This is a genomic window from Schauerella aestuarii (genome assembly GCF_009866805.1).
Classification (GTDB): Bacteria; Pseudomonadota; Gammaproteobacteria; order Burkholderiales; family Burkholderiaceae_B; genus Schauerella; species Schauerella aestuarii.
Genome location: NZ_SIZW01000040.1, coordinates 379,732 through 398,091, shown reverse-complemented (window position 1 = coordinate 398,091; position 18,360 = coordinate 379,732). Strand labels below are relative to the sequence as shown.

17 protein-coding genes and 1 tRNA gene are annotated in these 18,360 nt (G+C 61.3%); 13 read left to right on the top strand and 5 right to left on the bottom strand.

What is annotated here, in order from left to right; genetic code table 11:
- Nucleotides 1-76 precede the first annotated feature (76 nt).
- Nucleotides 77-1,294, bottom strand: coding sequence for a cation:proton antiporter domain-containing protein (locus EYW45_RS08660; protein ID WP_161134965.1), 1,218 nt, complete (start codon nt 1,292-1,294; stop codon nt 77-79).
- Between the two features lie 358 nt (nt 1,295-1,652).
- Between EYW45_RS08660 and EYW45_RS08655 the strand changes: the two genes are divergently transcribed.
- Together EYW45_RS08655 and yghU are read left to right on the top strand one after the other, a co-directional pair.
- Nucleotides 1,653-1,742 (top strand) — tRNA-Ser (locus EYW45_RS08655).
- 102 nt (nt 1,743-1,844) lie between these two features.
- Nucleotides 1,845-2,708: a glutathione-dependent disulfide-bond oxidoreductase gene (yghU, locus tag EYW45_RS08650; protein WP_161134964.1), complete on the top strand. Its 864-nt coding sequence runs from the start codon at nt 1,845-1,847 to the stop codon at nt 2,706-2,708.
- 72 nt (nt 2,709-2,780) lie between these two features.
- Here the strand turns inward: yghU and EYW45_RS08645 are convergent, their stop codons facing one another.
- Both EYW45_RS08645 and EYW45_RS08640 read right to left on the bottom strand, forming a co-directional pair.
- Entirely contained in the window at nt 2,781-3,839 is a 1,059-nt protein-coding gene (locus EYW45_RS08645; protein ID WP_235938971.1) for a serine hydrolase domain-containing protein, read from the bottom strand.
- Between the two features lie 79 nt (nt 3,840-3,918).
- On the bottom strand, nt 3,919-5,094 hold the full coding sequence (locus EYW45_RS08640; protein ID WP_161134963.1) for a pyridoxal-phosphate-dependent aminotransferase family protein: 1,176 nt from the start codon (nt 5,092-5,094) through the stop codon (nt 3,919-3,921).
- Between the two features lie 216 nt (nt 5,095-5,310).
- On the opposite strand from EYW45_RS08640, the gene EYW45_RS08635 reads away from it, so the two are divergent.
- The 7 genes from EYW45_RS08635 to EYW45_RS08605 all read left to right on the top strand — a co-directional run bounded on the left by EYW45_RS08635 (nt 5,311) and on the right by EYW45_RS08605 (nt 13,075).
- Nucleotides 5,311-6,024: a GntR family transcriptional regulator gene (locus EYW45_RS08635; protein WP_161134962.1), complete on the top strand. Its 714-nt coding sequence runs from the start codon at nt 5,311-5,313 to the stop codon at nt 6,022-6,024.
- Between the two features lie 87 nt (nt 6,025-6,111).
- Nucleotides 6,112-7,719 carry an ABC transporter substrate-binding protein gene (locus EYW45_RS08630; RefSeq protein ID WP_161134961.1) on the top strand — a complete coding sequence of 536 codons (1,608 nt, stop codon included), beginning with the start codon at nt 6,112-6,114 and terminating at the stop codon, nt 7,717-7,719.
- Nucleotides 7,720-7,785: 66 nt separating this feature from the next.
- Nucleotides 7,786-8,703, top strand: coding sequence for an ABC transporter permease (locus EYW45_RS08625; protein WP_161134960.1), 918 nt, complete (start codon nt 7,786-7,788; stop codon nt 8,701-8,703).
- A gap of 2 nt (nt 8,704-8,705) precedes the next feature.
- Nucleotides 8,706-9,683 (top strand): ABC transporter permease, encoded by a 978-nt coding sequence (locus EYW45_RS08620; protein WP_235938970.1) that lies wholly within the window; start codon nt 8,706-8,708, stop codon nt 9,681-9,683.
- Between the two features lie 4 nt (nt 9,684-9,687).
- Entirely contained in the window at nt 9,688-10,722 is a 1,035-nt protein-coding gene (locus tag EYW45_RS08615; RefSeq protein WP_161134959.1) for an ABC transporter ATP-binding protein, read from the top strand.
- Nucleotides 10,719-11,687, top strand: a complete 969-nt coding sequence (locus tag EYW45_RS08610) for an ABC transporter ATP-binding protein (RefSeq protein ID WP_161134958.1) — start codon at nt 10,719-10,721, stop codon at nt 11,685-11,687. The genes EYW45_RS08615 and EYW45_RS08610 overlap by 4 nt, the downstream gene beginning before the upstream one ends.
- Nucleotides 11,684-13,075 carry a M20 family metallopeptidase gene (locus EYW45_RS08605; protein ID WP_161134957.1) on the top strand — a complete coding sequence of 464 codons (1,392 nt, stop codon included), beginning with the start codon at nt 11,684-11,686 and terminating at the stop codon, nt 13,073-13,075. Before EYW45_RS08610 ends, EYW45_RS08605 begins: the two co-directional genes overlap by 4 nt.
- Nucleotides 13,076-13,089: 14 nt before the next feature.
- On the opposite strand, the gene EYW45_RS08600 is transcribed toward EYW45_RS08605, so the two are convergent.
- On the bottom strand, nt 13,090-13,599 hold the full coding sequence (locus EYW45_RS08600; RefSeq protein ID WP_235938969.1) for a helix-turn-helix domain-containing protein: 510 nt from the start codon (nt 13,597-13,599) through the stop codon (nt 13,090-13,092).
- Nucleotides 13,535-13,714, bottom strand: coding sequence for a hypothetical protein (locus tag EYW45_RS24485; RefSeq protein WP_235938993.1), 180 nt, complete (start codon nt 13,712-13,714; stop codon nt 13,535-13,537). The genes EYW45_RS08600 and EYW45_RS24485 overlap by 65 nt, the downstream gene beginning before the upstream one ends.
- Nucleotides 13,715-14,028: 314 nt before the next feature.
- Here EYW45_RS24485 and EYW45_RS08590 point away from each other — a divergent pair, with 314 nt between their 5' ends.
- The 4 genes from EYW45_RS08590 to EYW45_RS08575 all read left to right on the top strand — a co-directional run bounded on the left by EYW45_RS08590 (nt 14,029) and on the right by EYW45_RS08575 (nt 18,355).
- Complete coding sequence (locus tag EYW45_RS08590) at nt 14,029-15,177, top strand: mandelate racemase/muconate lactonizing enzyme family protein (protein ID WP_161134955.1); 1,149 nt, start codon at nt 14,029-14,031, stop codon at nt 15,175-15,177.
- A 149-nt stretch (nt 15,178-15,326) separates the two neighbouring features.
- Complete coding sequence (locus EYW45_RS08585) at nt 15,327-16,307, top strand: Bug family tripartite tricarboxylate transporter substrate binding protein (protein ID WP_161134954.1); 981 nt, start codon at nt 15,327-15,329, stop codon at nt 16,305-16,307.
- 195 nt (nt 16,308-16,502) lie between these two features.
- Nucleotides 16,503-17,531, top strand: coding sequence for a Bug family tripartite tricarboxylate transporter substrate binding protein (locus tag EYW45_RS08580; protein WP_161134953.1), 1,029 nt, complete (start codon nt 16,503-16,505; stop codon nt 17,529-17,531).
- Between the two features lie 17 nt (nt 17,532-17,548).
- Nucleotides 17,549-18,355, top strand: a complete 807-nt coding sequence (locus EYW45_RS08575) for a class II aldolase/adducin family protein (RefSeq protein WP_161134952.1) — start codon at nt 17,549-17,551, stop codon at nt 18,353-18,355.
- The last annotated feature ends 5 nt before the right edge of the window (nt 18,356-18,360 follow it).

Here is an 18,360-nt window from a genome sequence, read left to right as displayed (position 1 = left end):
TGGCGTGTCGCTCAAGTGTAGCCAAGTCGGGCCGAGCCAAGTGTGGGGGTGAAGACAAGATTGCCATCACATCGGATCACACTCCTGGCTTCCTCTCCGCAGAGCCTGCCACAGTGCCTTCATCGGTGAATCCGGCGGGCGGATACGGCATGCCCTTGATGCCGCCCAGACGCGCAGGCATTGCCTCGAGCGCCTTGAGCAAGAGCGGCACCGTGGCCATTGAAATGGCGACTACCGCCGACATCAGATCCCGTTGGGCCAGCGACAGCAGGCCGTTATCCCAGGCTTCCGCAAAAATGGCGAAACCGAACTCGCCCCCTTGCGCCAGCGTGACCGCAAAAAACAGGCGGTGATAGTGCGGCAGGCCAATCAACCGCGCGATCCCATACACGATCAGTATCTTGATGCCCAACAGCGCCAGCACCCCGGCAATCACGTAAGGCCAATATTCCCGGATCTCGTGCAGATTGATCGACATGCCGATCGTGAGAAAAAATGCGCCCAGGAGCAAGCCCTTGAAGGGCTCGATCGTCTTCGCCAATTCGTCCCGGTGCCGCGAGCGCGCCATCACCACGCCGATCAGCAAGCCGCCGAAACCCGCGGATACGCCCGCCATGATGAACAATTGCGCCGTGCCGAACACCATCAGCAAGGTCGCGGCCGTATACATCTCGGGTAAGCCTGTCTTCGCCGCCCAATCGAGCATCCGAAGTTTCTTGCCCACGAAGATGGCCAGAATCGCCAAGGCGATCACACCCAGGGACGGCGCCTGCGCTCCCCCCGCGCCCAGCAATCCGGCTGCCGCCAACAGGGGAATCGCCACGATATCCTGCAGGAGCAGCACCCCGAGCGACGCATTGCCCAACGGCGTGCGCATCACGCCCCGCTCTTGCAACAGTGCCAATGCAACAGCGGTAGACGACAGCGCCAGCGAAAACCCGCACAGGATCGCCATCTGCCATTCCATGCCCGCCAGATGGCGCAACCCCGCGCCAAACACAACCCCCAGCACCGCGCCGCACGCCGCCATCTGCAGCGAACCGGTGCCGAACACTTGCCGCCGCATCGCCCAAAGATGCAACGGCGTGAGTTCCAGGCCGATCACGAACAGCATCATGACCACGCCCCATTCGGAGAACCGCATGATGTTCTGCACGTCCGTCACGACCGCCAAGCCCGACGGCCCGATCAGGATGCCGGCAAACAAATAGCCCGGAATGGCACCCATCTTGAGCCGGTGCGCCAGAGGCACACAGATCACGGCGGCAAGCAACAGGGCGGTGACGATGTTCATAAAACCCGTGAAATGGCTTCAGCAAAAGAGACAGGGGCAGAAGGCGCGCGTCGCGGTTACGCGTTGCACTGCCGGCACGGGAATACGTCGCAAATGAAGTCAATAGCGGACCGCGTTCAGCACCCGAATTCGGCAACGTAACCTGCGTCGCTATTCTGCCAACAAAGCCGACCGGATAGCGGTCAAAATCCAGGTGCAATCGCGCAACATCACATCGTCTTCACAACAATTTTAAAAAATCTCTTCGCCCGCTTTACCATTCGATAAATTTTCTGGTAAAGTAGCTGGCTTCGCTCCTACCGAAACAAACGCCTGAAAACGCATCGACCCGTTTTCGCCGGCCTCGGTAGACAGCACCGGAGAGGTGGCAGAGTGGTCGAATGTACCTGACTCGAAATCAGGCGTACGGTTATCCGTACCGTGGGTTCGAATCCCACCCTCTCCGCCAGGATTAATATGTGAACATCAACGATGTTCGCAGATCGAAAAACCCGCACGAGCGAACTGCTCTGCGGGTTTTTTTTTGCCCTGACCCCAAGGAACCTACAGCATGAGCCCATCATCCGAGTACGTACCGCCATCCGTCTGGCAGAACACGCAAAGCGGCGGCCGTTTCGCCAATATCAATCGGCCCGTTTCGGGGCCGACGCACGACAAGGTGTTGCCGGTGGGCCGCCATCCGCTGCAGCTGTATTCCATGGGCACGCCCAACGGTGTGAAAGTGACGATCATGCTGGAAGAGCTGCTGGCCGCCGGCCACAGCGGCGCCGAGTATGACGCCTGGCTGATCAAGATCCACGAGGGCGATCAGTTCGGCAGCGGCTTTGTGGATATCAATCCCAATTCGAAGATTCCCGCTTTGCTGGATCGCAGCGGCGCAGCGCCGGTGCGCGTCTTCGAATCCGGTGCGATCCTGCTTTATCTGGCAGAAAAATTTGGCGCGTTCGTACCCACCGAACCTGCGGCGCGAGCGGAAGTACTCTCGTGGCTCTTCTGGCAAATGGGCAGCGCGCCTTATCTGGGTGGCGGCTTCGGTCATTTCTACGCCTACGCGCCGACGAAGATCGAATACGCGATCGATCGCTTCGCGATGGAGGCCAAACGCCAATTGGATGTGCTCGATAAGCACCTCGCGAACCACACGTATTTGGGCGGCAACGACTACTCGATCGCCGACATCGCCGTTTATCCCTGGTACGGCCTGCTTGTGCAGGGCGAGCTCTACGAAGCGGGCGAGTTTCTGGCGGTGCACGAATACACCCACGTGGTGCGTTGGGCCACCGCGATCGGCGAACGGGCCGCCGTCAAGCGCGGCCGCATGGTGAATCGCACCCGTGGCGAGCCGTCGAGCCAATTGCTGGAGCGCCACGAGGCCAGCGACTTCGACACAAAGACGCAAGACAAGATCGGCTGAGCTGCGGCCACAAGTAAAAGCCCCGAGGAATTCCTCGGGGCTTACATCACCATGTAGTAACGCGGATGGCGCTTACGCCTCAGCATCCACCGCCTTCAAGATCTTTCCAAACAGTTCATCCGCGTGCGCCGAGTTCAGCCAGCGCACGATCACGACCATCTTGCGCTCGGGCTCGACCCACGTAAACGAGCTCCCTGCCCCCACCCCGAAAAAGCTCGACGCCGGTACGCTCGGGAACATCTTCTGGTTGTGGTTCAACCAAATCAGAAAGCCGTAATACGGCGCCAGGCCGCACGGCTCCTGCATCTGGCGGATCCAATCGGCCGACAGCACTTGCGTGCCGTCCTTGGCGCGACCGCCGTTCAACAGCATCTCGCCCACCAGCGCCTGATCGCGCGCGCTGACCGACATGCCGCCGCCCCAATGCGAGCCGCCCGGTACCGATTGCACGCGCTGGCCGTCGATCTCTACCCATGACGTGTCGTACCCCACCCACTGCCAATCTTCACTGGCGCCGATCGGCCGCATGATGGCCTCGCGAAACACCTCCGGCAGCGCTTTGCGAAACACCGTCAGCAGCGCCAGCGAAAGCTGGTTGATGCGCACGTCGTTGTATTCCCAATAGGTGCCCGGCTTTTGCAACGGCCGCGCATCGCCTTTCTTGCCTGCAGGGGGGTCACCGAAGGTGACGGCGCGATAGCGGTCAACCTGATCCGGCACGCCAAAGCGCTCGCCTTCCCATTCGCTGGTCTGCTGCAATAGCTGCCGCCAAGTGATGTCGGCGTTCTGACCTTCGTCAAAGCCAATACCCGGCGCACGCTCCCGCACAGGCTCGTCGAGATCCGGAATCAGCCCGCGGTCGTGGGCCACACCCGTCAGCAAGGCCAGGTACATCTTGGCCACACTGAACGTGAGATCGGCGCGGTCGGGCTCCCCCCAACTTGCCACTTCCTTGCCATCGACCAGAACGACGCCAGCGACCGGGCCGCGATCGTGCACGGGGCCCAGCAAGCGGTTATAGGGAGCAGGGTCTTGCTGATGCACACCCCACACGCCCGTCACGCTGCGATCCCACGTGGATTCGTGATCGACGGCAAATTGGATGGCGTCCTGCATTAACGCGTTTTTCATCGAAAGCCTTGTCCTTGTATTGAACGGGAATGATCGGCCGATATCTTCTCGACCGCTGATAGTCGTTTGTTTGCTCTGCCTATGCCGCCAGATAATCCATGGCGGCCTGCACCCCACCGCTTCGGTGCGGCACCCCTGCTGCGGCGAGCCCCATTTCCACGCCGGCCAAGGTGCCGCACAGCGTGAGGTCGTTGAAGTCGCCCAGGTGACCGATACGAAAGATCTTGTCCGCCATCTTGCCCAGCCCTTGTCCCAACGACATATTGAATCGCTCGAGCACCACCTTGCGAAAGGCATCGGCGCCGGCGCCGCCGGGCATCATCACGGCGGTCAGCGCGGGGCTGTAGCGCGCAGGGTCCAGACACAGAATCTCCAGCCCCCACGCCTGCACGGCGCGGCGTGTCGCTTCGGCATGACGCTGATGCCGTGCAAACACGCGATCCAGTCCTTCCGCCTGCAACATGGCCAAGGCTTCATGCAGCCCATAAAGCAGATTGGTGGCGGGTGTGTACGGGAAATAGCCCGCAGGATTGACCGCGAGCATGTCGCGCCAATCCCAGTACGCGCGCGGCAATGATGCCTGTTCGCTAGCCGCCAGCGCGCGGGCGCTGATGGCGTTGAACGACAGGCCCGGAGGCAGCATCAAGCCTTTCTGCGAGCCCGCCACGGTAACGTCCACACCCCACGCATCGTGCGCGTAATCGACGGAGCCCAACGACGAAATCGTGTCGACCAACAGCAATGCGGGGTGCGCCGCAGCGTCGATGGCGATGCGTACGGCAGCGATGTCGCTGGTAACGCCGGTGGCCGTTTCGTTATGCACCACGCACACAGCTTTGATGCTGTGCGCGGCGTCGTCGCGCAAGTGCTGCTCGATCACGCGCGGATCCACACCATGCCGCCAGTCGCCCGGCACGAAGGTGACCACCAGCCCCAGGCGCTCGGCGAGCCGCTTCCACAGCGCCGCGAAGTGACCGGTCTCGACCATCAACACGCGATCGCCTGCACTCAGCGTATTGACCAGCGCGGCTTCCCACGCGCCCGTGCCGGAGGCGGGGTAGATCACCACATCCGACTCGGTCTTGAAGATCGCCTTCATGCCCTGCAACACTGCGCGCCCCAACTCGCCGAACTGTGGGCCGCGATGGTCGATCGTGGCTTGATCGATGGCACGCAACACGCGGTCGGGCACGTTGGTGGGACCCGGGATCTGCAGAAAGTGGCGTCCCGATGGGTGGGCATTGAGGGAAAGCATGCATGGTCTCCAAACATTATTTGTATACAACGTTGTACTGGCATACCAAAGCGCGCACGACCCGATCGGACAATCTGAACGTCGTCGACGAAGATCTCTGCGTGACAGGACTCTATCCTATTGTTTTTACGCTGAGAATTTAGGGTATTCCCCATCAATCCAGACGCAATCGTCTGACATATAGTGCTCCAACGCCGTAAAAAATTTTGTATACCAATGAGCGCCATTCCAGCATCCGCTGCCGCTACCCGCCCTGCCACGACCGACAGCAGAACGCTGCCGTCGACGGTTGCGGCGCAGTTGCGCCAGATGATCACGGAAGGCCAGTTGGCACCCGGCACGCGCTTGAACGAACGCGAGCTTTGCGATCTGCTGGGCGTCTCGCGCACACCGTTGCGGGAGGCATTCCGGTTGCTGGCCGCGCAGGGCCTGGTGCATATTCAGCCCAATCGCGGCGCGCAGGTGATCGCCATGTCCGAACAGGACATCCGCGAGAGTTTCGAAGTCATCGGTGCGCTCGAGGCGCTGGCGGGCAAAGCCGCCTGTGAACGCGCCACCGATGCCGAGATCGCGGAAATCCGCGCCCTCACCTTCGAGATGATGGCCAGCCATGCGCGCCAGGATCTGCCCGCCTATTACAAGGCCAATAGCGGCATTCACAACCTGCTCAAGCAAGCCAGCCACAACGCGCTGCTGGGCCAGCTTTACGACACGCTCAATCTGCGCATCCAGAACCTGCGGTTCCACTCCAATGAAAACCGGGAGAAGTGGGATCAGGCGATGCGCGAACACATCGATATGGTCGAGGCATTGACGGCACGCGATGGCGTGCGATTGGCCGCGATCATGCACGCGCACCTGCAACGTAAATGCACGGCGGCAATCGCGGCCATGCACGCGCAGGCGGCACTCGCCACGGGTACGAATTAGCTTTTCCAGCACCAACGATTTTCACTGCAGCATTCGTTTTTGGCACTTTTCGCCCCCAACACCGTTTCGGTACAGAGGAGCCATATCATGGCTGAACGTCGCTTTAACGCAGCATCGTCGTCGTCCCCACGCAGGCCTGTTTCCACCGCATCCACGCCGATGACCGCGCGCGGCTTGCCGTTCAAGCTCATGACGGCAGCCCTGCTCGCCGCCGGCCTGATGTTCTCGGCCGGCCACGCCTTTGCCGCAAAGAAGAACGACACGCTGCGCATGGCCTACGATCAGGCGCCCGAAAGCGTGGATCCTTATTTCAACAACGTGCGGGTGGGCGTCATCATCGCCGCCAACGTGTGGGATACGCTGCTCTATCGCGATCCGCTCACCAATGAGTACAAGGGTCAGTTGGCGAAAAGCTGGACCCAGGTCGATGACAAAACCCTCGAACTCGAGTTGCGTCAGGGTGTGAAGTTCCACAATGGCGAGATCTTCGACGCCGACTCGGTGGTGTACACGCTCAACTTCGTGGCCGACCCCAAGAACAAAGCCGTCACCCAGCAGAATGTGCGCTGGATCGACAAGGTCGAAAAGATCGATCAATACAAAGTGCGCATCATCAGCAAGGAACCGTTTCCCGCGGCCAAAGAGTATCTGTCGACCACCGTGGCCATTCACCCCGCCAAGTACTACGCCGAGGTGGGTCCGCAAGGCATGAACGCCAAGCCGGTGGGCACGGGTCCATACAAGGTCGTGGAGTATCTGCCGGGCAAGTCCATCACCATGGAACGCAACGCCGACTACTTCAAGGACTCGCCCAAGCGCCAGCCCACCATTGGCAAGGTCGTCGTGCGCTTCATCCCCGATCGCCAGACGCAGATGGCCGAGGTGATCTCGGGCGGTGAAGACTTCATCATGCACGTGCCCAAGGACCAGGCCGAGCAATTGAAGGGCATGCCCAATCTGCAGGTGCTCAGCGGCAACACCATGCGCATCGTATTCATGCAGATGAACATTCTCGATGGCACGCCCGCACCGCAACTCAAGGACGAGCGCGTGCGCCGCGCGATCGCACACGCCATCGACCGCGACGCCATCATCAAGAACATCGTGGGCGACGGCGCCCAGATTCTCAACACCATCTGCACGCCCTCGCAAGTGGGCTGCACACAGGATGGCGCAACGGTCTACAAATACGATCCGGCGTTGTCGAAGAAACTGCTGGCCGAAGCGGGCTACCCCAACGGCTTCGAGATCGACCTGGCCGCGTATCGCGAACGCAATCAGACCGAAGCCATCATCAACTACCTGCAGGCTGTGGGCATCAAGGCCAAGCTCAACTTCCTGCAGTACGCCGCGATGCGCGATATGACGCGCGCCAACAAATCGGCGCTGACGCATCAGACGTGGGGCTCGAACCTGGTGAACGATGTGTCGGCGTCGACACCGGTCTACTTCGGTTTCGGCGGCGATGACATCACGCGCGATACCAAGGTGCGCGATCTGCTCGACAAAGGCGATCGCACGATCGATCCCGACGCCCGCAAGGCGGTCTACAAGGAAGCGCTCGGCATCATCGCCGAACGTGCGTACGCCATACCGCTGTGGTCGTTGCCGGTGTACTACGTGGCCAATAGTGAAGTGTCGTTCAAGGCTTATCCCGATGAGCTCGTGCGCTTCTGGGACATGAGCTGGAAGTAAGTCTCCCCGCCGCGCGAGACCCGCATCACGGGATCGCGCGGCACGCACCGAGAAGGCGAAGCACCGATGCTAGCGTTCATGACCAAACGCCTGGGACTGGCCATCCTGGTGGCGTTGACCGTATCCATTCTGGCCTTTCTGCTGCTGCACCTGTCGGGCGATCCGGCGTTGGCGCTGGCGGGAGAAGGCGCGCGTCAGGCCGATATCGAAATGATCCGCAAGACGTACGGCCTGGACCGGCCGATCGTCGTCCAGTACGCCGACTGGCTGTGGAAAATCATGCAGGGCGACTTCGGCATGTCGGTGTATTTCAAGACGCCGGTGGGCCCGCTGATATTCGATAAGCTGCGCACCACCTTGCTGCTGGGCATGGCCGCACTCGGCGTGGCGCTGGCCGTGTCGATTCCGCTGGGTGTGCTGGCCGCCTTGTACAAAGGCAGCATCATCGATCGTTTCTGTTTGGCCATCGCGGTGCTGGGCCAAGCACTGCCCAACTTCTTTTTCGCACTGCTGTTGATCATGTTGTTTTCGATCAGCTTGCGCATGCTGCCCGTATCGGGAAGCGGCACCTGGCAGCACTTCGTGATGCCCGCCATCGCGCTGGGCTACTACATTGCGCCGGCCTTCATGCGGCTCATCCGGGCCGGCATGATCGAGGTATTGAGTGCCGACTACATCCGCACCGCACGGGCCAAAGGCCTGCCTGCGCACACGGTGATCTTCAAGCACGCATTGCGCAACGCTATTGTGCCGGTGGTCGCGCTCGCCGCCGTGCAGCTGGGGTATTTGCTCGGCGGCTCGGTGGTGATCGAGACGATCTTCGCACTCGACGGCCTGGGCTATCTCGCCTATCAGAGCATCACCTACAAGGATTATCCGGTGATGCAACTGATCGTGCTGCTGCTCTCGGTGCTCTACGTGCTGTTGACGCTTGCGTCCGATATCGCCAACGCGTGGCTCGATCCGCGCATCCGGGTGTCCTGATCATGTCGCTGACCACACCTTCCCCCATCGCGGCCGGAATGCCCGCCGCGCAATCGGCCCAGACGCTCACCGGCGCGGCGATCGCAGATGGTCCACCGGCTGCGCCGCCGCCCGGCGCCGGCCGCGGCACACGCCGATCGCTTGCCAGCCGCATCTGGCGCAACAAGGCCCTCTTTACCGGCGGCGGCATCCTGCTGCTGATCCTGCTGATCGCCCTGCTCGCGCCCTGGATCTCGCCGCACGATCCGTATGTGCAGAATCTTGCCAATCGCACCATCCCGCCCGTCTGGTATCCAAAAGGCTCGTGGGTGCATCCATTGGGCACCGATCAACTTGGCCGCGACTATCTTTCCCGCATCTTCTACGGCGCGCGCATTTCGCTGCTCATCGGCGTGAGCGTCGCCCTGATCTCCGGGATCATCGGCACCGTCATGGGCATGGCAGCGGGCTACTTCGGCGGGCGAGTCGACATGGTCGTGTCGTTTCTCGTGACCACCCGGCTTTCGATGCCCGTGATCCTGGTGGCATTGGCCACGGTGGCCATCGTCGGCGGCTCGTTGTGGGTGGTGATCCTGGTGCTAGGGCTGCTGAAATGGGACCGGTTCGCGGTCGTGATGCGCAGTGCCACGCAACAGGTGCGCTCGCTGGAGTACGTGGCCGCCGCACAAGCGGCCGGCGCCTCGACCTGGCGCATCGTGCGCGGCGAAGTGCTGCCCAACGTGGTGCCGCACCTGATCGTGATCGCCACGCTCGAGGCGGCCAGCGCGATTCTGCTTGAAGCCTCGCTCTCGTTTCTCGGCCTGGGCGTGCAACCGCCATTGCCTTCGTGGGGGCTGATGATTTCCGAGGCCAAGGCGTATATGTTCTTCTCGTTCTGGCTGATCTCGATTCCCGGGTCCGCACTGGCACTGTTGATCTTTGCGATCAACCTGGCGGGCGACGGGCTGCACCAGTTCCTCACGCCTGAAGAAAGGGGCTGACGCGATGCCAACCACCACTGTGCTCGACCTTTCCTTCGCCAATGCCACGGCTGCCGTCAACGATGTTGTGCTGGACGTTCAAGGCTTGAACGTCGACATCGCCACCGCGCGCGGCCCGCTGCATGCCGTGCGCGATATCTCGTTTACCGTGCGCCGCGGTGAAACGCTGTGCCTGGTGGGCGAGTCGGGCTGCGGTAAATCGATGACGTCGCTGGCCATCATGGGCCTGCTGCCGAAGGCTGCAAAGCGGAGCGCACGTACCCTGTCGATGATGGGCGAAGATTTGAGCCGCGCGGGCCGCAGCCGGATCAATGCGCTGCGCGGCAACAAGATGGCGATGATCTTTCAGGAACCGATGACAGCGCTCAACCCGGCGTACACCATCGGCGAGCAACTGATGGAGCACTACATCTATCATCGCCGCGCCTCCAAAGCGCAGGCACGCGATCGCGCGATCGAACTGCTCGAAAAGGTGGGCATCGCATCGGCGGGCCAACGTCTCGGCCAGTATCCACATCAACTTTCCGGCGGTTTGCGCCAGCGCGTGATGATTGCGATGTCGTTGATGTGCGGTCCTGAACTGCTGATCGCCGACGAGCCCAGCACCGCACTCGACGTCACGATCCAGGCGCAGATCCTGCGATTGCTGGCGGATCTGCAGGCGGAGCTCGGCATTGCCATGGTGCTCATCACGCACGACCTGGGCGTAGTGGCGCGCATCGCCAGGAATGTGGCGGTGATGTATGCAGGCCAGATCGTCGAGGAAGGCCCGGTACACGAGATTTTCGCGCGGCCCATGCATCCCTACACCGAAGGCCTGATGGCCTGTATTCCCGTTCCGGGCCGCACGTTGCCGGGCGGCGAACTGGGCACGATTCCCGGTGTGGTCCCGTCATTGGTGGGCGATTTGAAAGGCTGCGCGTTTCGCGACCGCTGCCGCTATGCACAGCCCCGATGCGCGGGCGACATCCCCGTGCGCCGCACCCCGCAAGGCCAGCAATGGCGCTGCATCAAAACCGAGGACGGAGTGTTCGCATGAGCGCACTGATAGAAGCCCGCGGACTGAGCCGCAGTTTTTCGATCAATACCGGCATGTTCAAGCCGCGCCGCACCCTGCATGCCGTCAACGGCGTGGACCTCACCGTCGCGCGTGGCGAGGTGCTCGGCATCGTGGGCGAATCCGGCTGCGGCAAGTCGACCCTGGCGCGCATGCTGCTCGGACTCATCGCACCCACCAGCGGCAACATGGTGCTCGAAGGCCAGGACATCACCACGATGTCGCGCCGCGATATGGCGCGCCGGGTGCAACCGGTGTTTCAGGATCCCTACTCGTCGCTGAACCCGCGTCGCAGCATCGCCTCGATCGTATCGTTGCCGCTCGAGGTGCATGGTGTGCCCAATCCGAAGCAGGAAAAAGCGATCGCCATGCTCGAGCGCGTGGGCTTGCCCGCACGGCTGGCCGACAACACGCCGGGGCAACTGTCTGGCGGGCAGCGGCAACGCGTGGCCATCGCCCGCGCCCTCGTGATGAATCCGGAGATCGTGATCTGCGACGAGCCCACCTCCGCCCTGGACGTGTCGGTGCAGGCGCAGATCATGAATCTGCTGATGGCCTTGCGGCGTGAGTTCAACCTCACGTACGTGTTCATCAGCCACAATCTCGCCGTGGTGGAACACATCGCTACCCACGTGGCCGTGATGTACCTCGGCCGTGTGGTGGAATCGGGCGTGACCGCCGAACTCTTTCGCAACCCGCGCCACCCTTACACACAGGCGCTGCTGGCCTCGGTGCTCACCCCCGAAACCGGATTGGGTATCCCCGATATGGGTCTGGGATTATCGTTTCCCGATCCGGTCAATCCGCCCTCAGGCTGTCCGTTTCACCCGCGCTGCAAGGATGCCATGCCCCACTGCAGCACGGTGCGCCCGCCGCTCGTCAAACGAGACGACGGACTGATTGCCTGCCACCTCTATCCCGCAGAAGAAAGGACTTTGCCCTCATGACCCGCGACGCCGTCATCGCCCTGGCCCAAAAATGCTTCGACTCCGGCGCGTTTCGCCAAACGCTAGCCGCCCGCATCGAAATGCCGACCGAAAGCCAGAACCCGGATCGCGCGCCCGTCCTGGCACAATATCTGGACACCCTGATGCGGCCCGCCTTCGAAGCCATGGGGTTCACGTGCGAAACGCTCACGCATCCCAAGGCGGCCGCGCCCTTCCTGTATGCCGAACGGATTGAAGATCCGGCACTGCCCACGGTATTCGGCTATGGCCATGGCGACACCATACGGGGCTTGGATGCCGAGTGGAAAGCCGGTACGCAACCGTGGGCGCTCACCGAGCACGAAGGCGTGTGGTTTGGCCGCGGCATTGCGGATAACAAAGGCCAGCACACCATCAACATGGAAGCGATGCGGCTGGTACTGGAAGCGCGCGGCACGCTCGGCTTCAACGCAAAGTACCTGATCGAGATGGGCGAAGAAACGGGGTCAGTGGGCCTGCGCGAACTGTGCGACGCACACAAAGCGCGTTTCAGCGCCGATCTGTTGATCGCCTCGGATGGCCCGCGCCTGAGTGCCGAACGGCCCACGGTATTTCTCGGCTCGCGCGGCAGCGTCAATTTCGACCTCGCGATCGAGGCACGCGCCGGCGGCCACCACTCCGGTAATTGGGGCGGGCTGATCTCCAATCCCGGCACGCAATTGGCACACGCCATCGCCAGCATCATCTCGCCTACGGGTCAGATCCGCATTCCGGAATGGGTGCCGAAAGAACTGCCGGCATCGGTACGCCGCGCGCTGGCCGACTGCGAGGTCGATGGCGGCGTAGATGGTCCGGAGATCGAACCGGCTTGGGGCGAAGCGGGCCTTTCGCCCGCCGAGCGCGTGTTCGGCTGGTGCGCGTTTGAAGTGCTGGCGTATAAGACCGGCAATCCCGATACCCCCGTGAACGCCATTCCGCCGCGCGCCTGGGCGCGTTGCCAGTTGCGCTTCGTGGTGGGCATCGATGCCGACGAAATCCTGCCCGCCTTGCGCCGCCATCTGGATCGCCAGGGTTTTCCGATGGTGAGCATTACGCCCACACGCGAGGTGATGTTTCATGCCACGCGCATCGATCCCGACGATGCCTGGGTGCAATGGGTGGTGGCGTCGCTGGCCAAGACCAGCGGCAAAAAACCCGCCATTCTGCCGAACCTCGGCGGATCGTTGCCCAACGATATCTTTACCGATGTGCTGGGCTTGAAGACAGTGTGGGTGCCGCACTCCTATCCCGGTTGCTCGCAGCACGCGCCCAACGAACATTTGCCGCCTGCATTGCTGGGTGAAGCGCTGCAGTTGATGGCGGGGGTGTATTGGGATCTGGGCGCGGGCAGCACGCCGAAGAATCGCTGAGCGCGCGTTGAACGTTAAGCGGCTAGCTTCCAGCCGCTTTTCGTCGTCTGAAACACTACGCGATCCTGATGGTGCAGGTCGAGTTCAATCAGCCGTTCGATCCAGGCTTGAACCTTAACGTTGCCATCGAGATATTCAACGTAGAGCAACTTTACCAATCGGTCATATCCTTTTGGCATCCTGCCACGACGCTCCCATAGCGAGACCGTTTGCTCCGAGGTGCCGAGCAGATCGGCAAGCCTTTTCTGCGACAGGCCCATTTCCTTGCGGAGATAGCGAAGTTCAGTGCCCGTCAGGTGCGGCTTACTTGCCAAGGACCTTCCGATAACACGATGTAAATCATCCGCGTGTGCTATCGAGACGGCGGTGCCGTCATCGTCCCGGAAGGTCTTATACCCATTCGAAAGATAAATGTTTCGAAGTCCTGATTCTGTGTAGTGATACATGGATATCACCCTCTTAGAAAACGGTGATGACTGCGACCCACTCGCCGTTGTCATCTTTTTTGATTGCACCAGCAACATTGACGATGTCTCCCGCGTGCCGATGCGTCAGGGTGAAACGCCAATCCCCCCTGACATCCTGGTGGGTAGGCTCGGAAATGACACCTTGACATAGGCACGCGTACACCTGCGTCATGGTGATTCGGCGTTGGCGCATGCGCAGCTTCGCGTGCGACAAAAGTCGTACATTCATTGAGTCAGTTGCGAGCTTGCGCACGATCCTAAGGACCGTTGCATCGTTCATTCGAAAGGGAAGCGGCTCTATCATACCCATAATTATTATGGGTATGAAAATATCTGAAAACGTTCATCCGTCTGGTAATCGGCTACACACCCACAACACAATCCCCCATTCTCCCGATATCGCTTCTGCATCGCACCAAGAGCGCTGCGTGTTATACCGAAGTCACATGAGAACGGACCACTGGTAACCGATCCGAGGAGACAACATTGAAGATTATCAAGGTGACGGCGATTCCGCTGTCGTTTCGCCTGCCCGAAGGCAAAACCGTTGCCATGGGCATCGGCAGCACCCTCAAGCGCGACGCCATCATCGTGCGCGTCGAAACCGATGACGGCATCGTGGGATACGGCGAAGCCCACCCAGGGCGCAGTGCCGGCGCCATCGTCAGCCTGATCCACAACACGCTTGGCCCCCTCATCATGGGCCTGGAGGCCACCGATGTGATCGGCGCCTGGCAGCGCATTCACCGCATGCAGTTCTCCAGCCATGGCCTGGGCGCGGGCGCCGCACTCGCCTACTCCGGCATCGACATGGCGTTGTGGGATATCCGCGGCAAGGCCGTCAATCTGCCGGTGTATGCGCTGATGGGTGGGTCGCGCCGCCGCATTCCCGCCTACGCCGGCGGTATCGCAATGGGTTTTCAGCCGCCCGAGAGCCTGGCGGACGAAGCACAAAGCTACGTGGACCGGGGTTACAAGGCCGTCAAACTGCGCTTTGGCGACACCGCCCAGGACGACATCGCCCGCATCAAGCACGTGCGCAAGGTGCTGGGCGACGACATCGATATCCTCACCGATGCAAATACCAATTACACGATCGCGCAAGCGCGCCGCGTGCTGCCCGTGCTGGCAGAAGTGCAGGCCGGTTGGCTCGAAGAGCCGTTTGCCTGCAATGACTTCGCCTCGTATCGCGAAGCCGCCAAAATCACGCCACTGGTGCCGATCGCCGCCGGCGAAAACCACTTCATGCGATTCGAGTTCGCCCAGATGCTTGAAGCAGGTGCGGTGCAGATCTGGCAACCGGATCTGTCCAAAACCGGCGGCATCACGGAAGGGATTCGCATTGCGGCGCTCGCGTCCGCTTTCCGAATCCCGATTCATGCACATAGCTCCGCCACCGGCTTGAATCACGCGGCCAGCCTGCACTTTCTGGCGGCGACTGAAAATGCCGGCTATTTCGAGGCGTGCGTATCGCACTTCAATCCGTTCCGCGACATGTTCGGCGCCACGTTCGAAATCGGCGCCGACGGTTGCGTGGAACCGCCTGCGGGACCCGGTTTGGGTGTGGAGGTGGACGAAGATCTGTTCAGGCAGTACCCCTTGATCGATGGACCCGGTTATGTCGTGAAGTTCTAAACGCAGGGCGCGTCACAGCTTCAAAGCAACGCCTCGAAGCGAAGCCTTAGAACATCGATTCGGGGATGAAGCCTCAGAACATAGACTTGGAACAACGCCTCAAAACAAAGCCTTAAAACACAGGCTCGACAAGGGCCGAGGAGACAGGAATGAGACGACTGAAAAAGGCGTTGGCACTTGCGTGCATGACGCTGGCATCGCTTGGCAGTGCCTCGACCGCGCTGGCACAGAACTTCCCCTCGCATCAGGCCACGATCGTGGTGCCCTACCCGCCTGGCGGCTTCAACGACACGCTTGCACGTATCCTCAGCCAGCATCTCACGCAGGCCTGGAGCCAATCCGTCGTGGTGGAAAATCGCCCCGGCGGCAACAACCTGATCGGCAATCAGTACGTGGCGCGCGCCAAGCCCGACGGCTATACCTACCTGATCACGCCGCTGCCGTTTTCGGCGCTTCCCGCGCTGTACGGCGCCAAGCTGCCCTACGACGCCGTGCGCGATTTCGAACCGGTGATCTGGGCCGGCAGCACGCAGAACATCCTGACCGTGCGCAGCGATTCAACGATCAGGAGCGTGGCCGACCTGCTGGCGGCCGCCAAAAAAAATCCGGGCAAGATCAACTTCGGATCGACCGGCGCAGGATCGTCGAATCATCTTTCCATGGAACTCTTCATGATGATGGCCGACGTCAAGCTCACGCACATTCCCTACAAAGGCAGCGCGCCGGCCGTCTCGGCACTGCTTGCAGGCGATATCGATGTGCTGTTCGACAACGTACCCAATGTGCTGCCCAACATTCAGGCAGGCAAACTGCGCGCGGTGGCCGTGACCGGCACCAAGCGCACCACGCAGTTGCCTGAGGTGCCGACCGTCGCGGAGGCGGGCGTGCCGGGATATGAGGTCACCGTGTGGTTCGGCGTGCAGGCGCCTGCCGGCACACCCAAGGATATCGTGGCGCGGGTGAACAAAGACATGGCGGCCGTACTGCGCCGCCCCGAGGTCGTCAAGCAGGTGAACGAACAAGGGGTGGAGATCGTCGCCAGCACACCGGAGGAATTCAAGCAGCTTGTGGCGCGAGAAATTCCGAAGTGGGAAAAGGTTGTGAAAGCCGCGAACGTGTCGCTGGAGTAATGGCCGCATGCACAGCATCGCAACATGGCAGCCCGGCCATCTGTGCAAAACCGCGCTATCTGCTACCTCGCGCGCACGCTTGTCGCAATGAAATAGACATGCAATCGTGCCCTGTACGCCTGAGAAAACAGGCGGCAGGCGCGCCATCACGGTGAAACGCATGGCGGGTCCATCAATAAGAATCGGAGACTTGTCATGCATTCCCCTTTCCCTGTCCGCCCCAGGCTGCGCGCCCGCCGCGCCTGGCTTGCCGTCGTATCGCGCTGCGTCGCTGGCATTCCACTCTTGCTGGCGAGTGGCGGCGTGAGCGCCGAAGCAGCCTATCCGACCAAGCCGGTAACGATCATCGTCGGCTTTCCACCCGGCACGGCCACGGACGCCGTGGCCCGGATGCTGAGCGAGCAACTCACGCAGCGCATGGGTCAACAATTCGTCGTCGACAACCGGCCCGGTGCGGGCGGCTCGATCGGCGCGGCGATGGGCGCGCGCGCCAAGCCGGATGGCTACACGCTGATGATCGGCGCGTCCGCGCCGCAAGCGATCAACCCCCACGTCTATTCCAACCTGACGTATGACGCGCGCAAGGATTTCGCGCCGATCGGCATGCTCGTCTGGCTGCCCTATCTGCTGGTGGTGAGTCCGGACAATCCGGCGCGCGACCTGACCCAATATCTTGCCCAAGCCAAGGCCTCACCCAATACCGTCACCTACGCCACCACGGGGGTCGGCACGACCAGCCACCTCATCATGTCGGTGTTGATGGCGAAATCCGGCACGAGCATGACGCACATCCCGTACAAGGGCAGCAGCCAGGTGCAGACCGACATCATCGGCGGGCGCGTGACCTCCACCTTCGACACGATGATGTCGACGCTGGCAATGGTGAAGTCGAACCGCTTGCGGGCGATTGCCGTCAGCACGCCGGTAAGGAGTAAGCTGTTTCCCGATGTCCCCACCGTCGCCGAGCAAGGCTATCCCGGGTTCGACATGGGTGCCTGGCTTGGATTGATCGCACCGGCGGGCATCGATAGCACCATCCAGAACAGATTGGCCAAAGAGGTCAACGCCACGCTGCAGGACCCTGCCATGAAGCAGAAACTGACCGAATTGGGCGCGGAAGTACGCACCACGGCCACGCCGGCCGAGTTCGGCGCATTCATGAAAGCCGATTACGACGCCTGGGGAAAAATCGTCAAGGCATTCAACGTCAAACCAAGCGAGTGAAGAAGGAGACAAACCCCATGCAACACGCACAGCCGCACAGTCGGCAACACACGACACCATTGAACGACGTCACCGACAACGTCAGCACCTTCGTCAGCGAACAGGAATGGGAAACGCGCGTGCAGTTGGCCGCGTGCTACCGCCTGGTGGCGCATTTCGGCATGAGCGATCTGATTTACAACCACATCACCGCCCGTATCCCAGGCACGGAAGATCATCTGCTGATCAATGCGTATGGGCTGATGTATGACGAAATCACCGCGTCCAATCTGGTCAAGATCGATCTGGCGGGCAACGTGCTTGGCAATACCACCGAGCATGGCATCAACGCCGCCGGCTATGTGATCCATAGCGCCGTGCACGCGGCGCGCCATGATGTGCAATGCGTGATTCATACGCACACCCGTGCCGGCATGGCCATCTCATCATTGAAGTGCGGCCTGCTGCCGCTCACACAGACGGCGATGCGTTTTGCCAAGATCCCGTATCACGACTACGAAAGCGTGGCGATCGACTTGAGCGAGCGCGATCGACTGGTCGCCGATCTGGGTGCTTACGATTCGATGATTTTGCGCAATCATGGTCTTCTGGCCGTCGGCCCCTCGATCGCACAAGCCTTCAATACCCTGTACTGGCTCGAGATGGCGTGCAAGTCGCAAGTCGACGCCATGGCCTGTGGGAGTGAGCTGACGATGCCGCCGCAAGCCGTGATCGACAAAACCCATCACCTATATCAACCGACCACGCGGCGCCCCTTTGGCGAACTCGAATGGCCGGCGATGATTCGGTTGATGGATCGCAAGGATCCCAGCTACAAAAATTAGCGCGC

Excerpts from the sequence above, each read along its gene's own strand:
- EYW45_RS08610 (WP_161134958.1), top strand. The coding sequence starts at position 10,719 with ATGAGCGCACTGATAGAAGCCCGCGGACTGAGCCGCAGTTTTTCGATC.
- EYW45_RS08625 (WP_161134960.1), top strand. The coding sequence starts at position 7,786 with ATGCTAGCGTTCATGACCAAACGCCTGGGACTGGCCATCCTGGTGGCG.
- EYW45_RS08580 (WP_161134953.1), top strand. The coding sequence starts at position 16,503 with ATGCATTCCCCTTTCCCTGTCCGCCCCAGGCTGCGCGCCCGCCGCGCC.
- EYW45_RS08585 (WP_161134954.1), top strand. The coding sequence starts at position 15,327 with ATGAGACGACTGAAAAAGGCGTTGGCACTTGCGTGCATGACGCTGGCA.
- EYW45_RS08605 (WP_161134957.1), top strand. The coding sequence starts at position 11,684 with ATGACCCGCGACGCCGTCATCGCCCTGGCCCAAAAATGCTTCGACTCC.
- EYW45_RS08620 (WP_235938970.1), top strand. The coding sequence starts at position 8,706 with ATGTCGCTGACCACACCTTCCCCCATCGCGGCCGGAATGCCCGCCGCG.
- EYW45_RS08600 (WP_235938969.1), bottom strand. The coding sequence starts at position 13,599 with ATGTTGCTGGTGCAATCAAAAAAGATGACAACGGCGAGTGGGTCGCAG.
- EYW45_RS08615 (WP_161134959.1), top strand. The coding sequence starts at position 9,688 with ATGCCAACCACCACTGTGCTCGACCTTTCCTTCGCCAATGCCACGGCT.
- yghU (WP_161134964.1), top strand. The coding sequence starts at position 1,845 with ATGAGCCCATCATCCGAGTACGTACCGCCATCCGTCTGGCAGAACACG.
- EYW45_RS08635 (WP_161134962.1), top strand. The coding sequence starts at position 5,311 with ATGAGCGCCATTCCAGCATCCGCTGCCGCTACCCGCCCTGCCACGACC.
- EYW45_RS08575 (WP_161134952.1), top strand. The coding sequence starts at position 17,549 with ATGCAACACGCACAGCCGCACAGTCGGCAACACACGACACCATTGAAC.
- EYW45_RS24485 (WP_235938993.1), bottom strand. The coding sequence starts at position 13,714 with ATGACGCAGGTGTACGCGTGCCTATGTCAAGGTGTCATTTCCGAGCCT.
- EYW45_RS08660 (WP_161134965.1), bottom strand. The coding sequence starts at position 1,294 with ATGAACATCGTCACCGCCCTGTTGCTTGCCGCCGTGATCTGTGTGCCT.
- EYW45_RS08630 (WP_161134961.1), top strand. The coding sequence starts at position 6,112 with ATGGCTGAACGTCGCTTTAACGCAGCATCGTCGTCGTCCCCACGCAGG.
- EYW45_RS08640 (WP_161134963.1), bottom strand. The coding sequence starts at position 5,094 with ATGCTTTCCCTCAATGCCCACCCATCGGGACGCCACTTTCTGCAGATC.
- EYW45_RS08645 (WP_235938971.1), bottom strand. The coding sequence starts at position 3,839 with ATGAAAAACGCGTTAATGCAGGACGCCATCCAATTTGCCGTCGATCAC.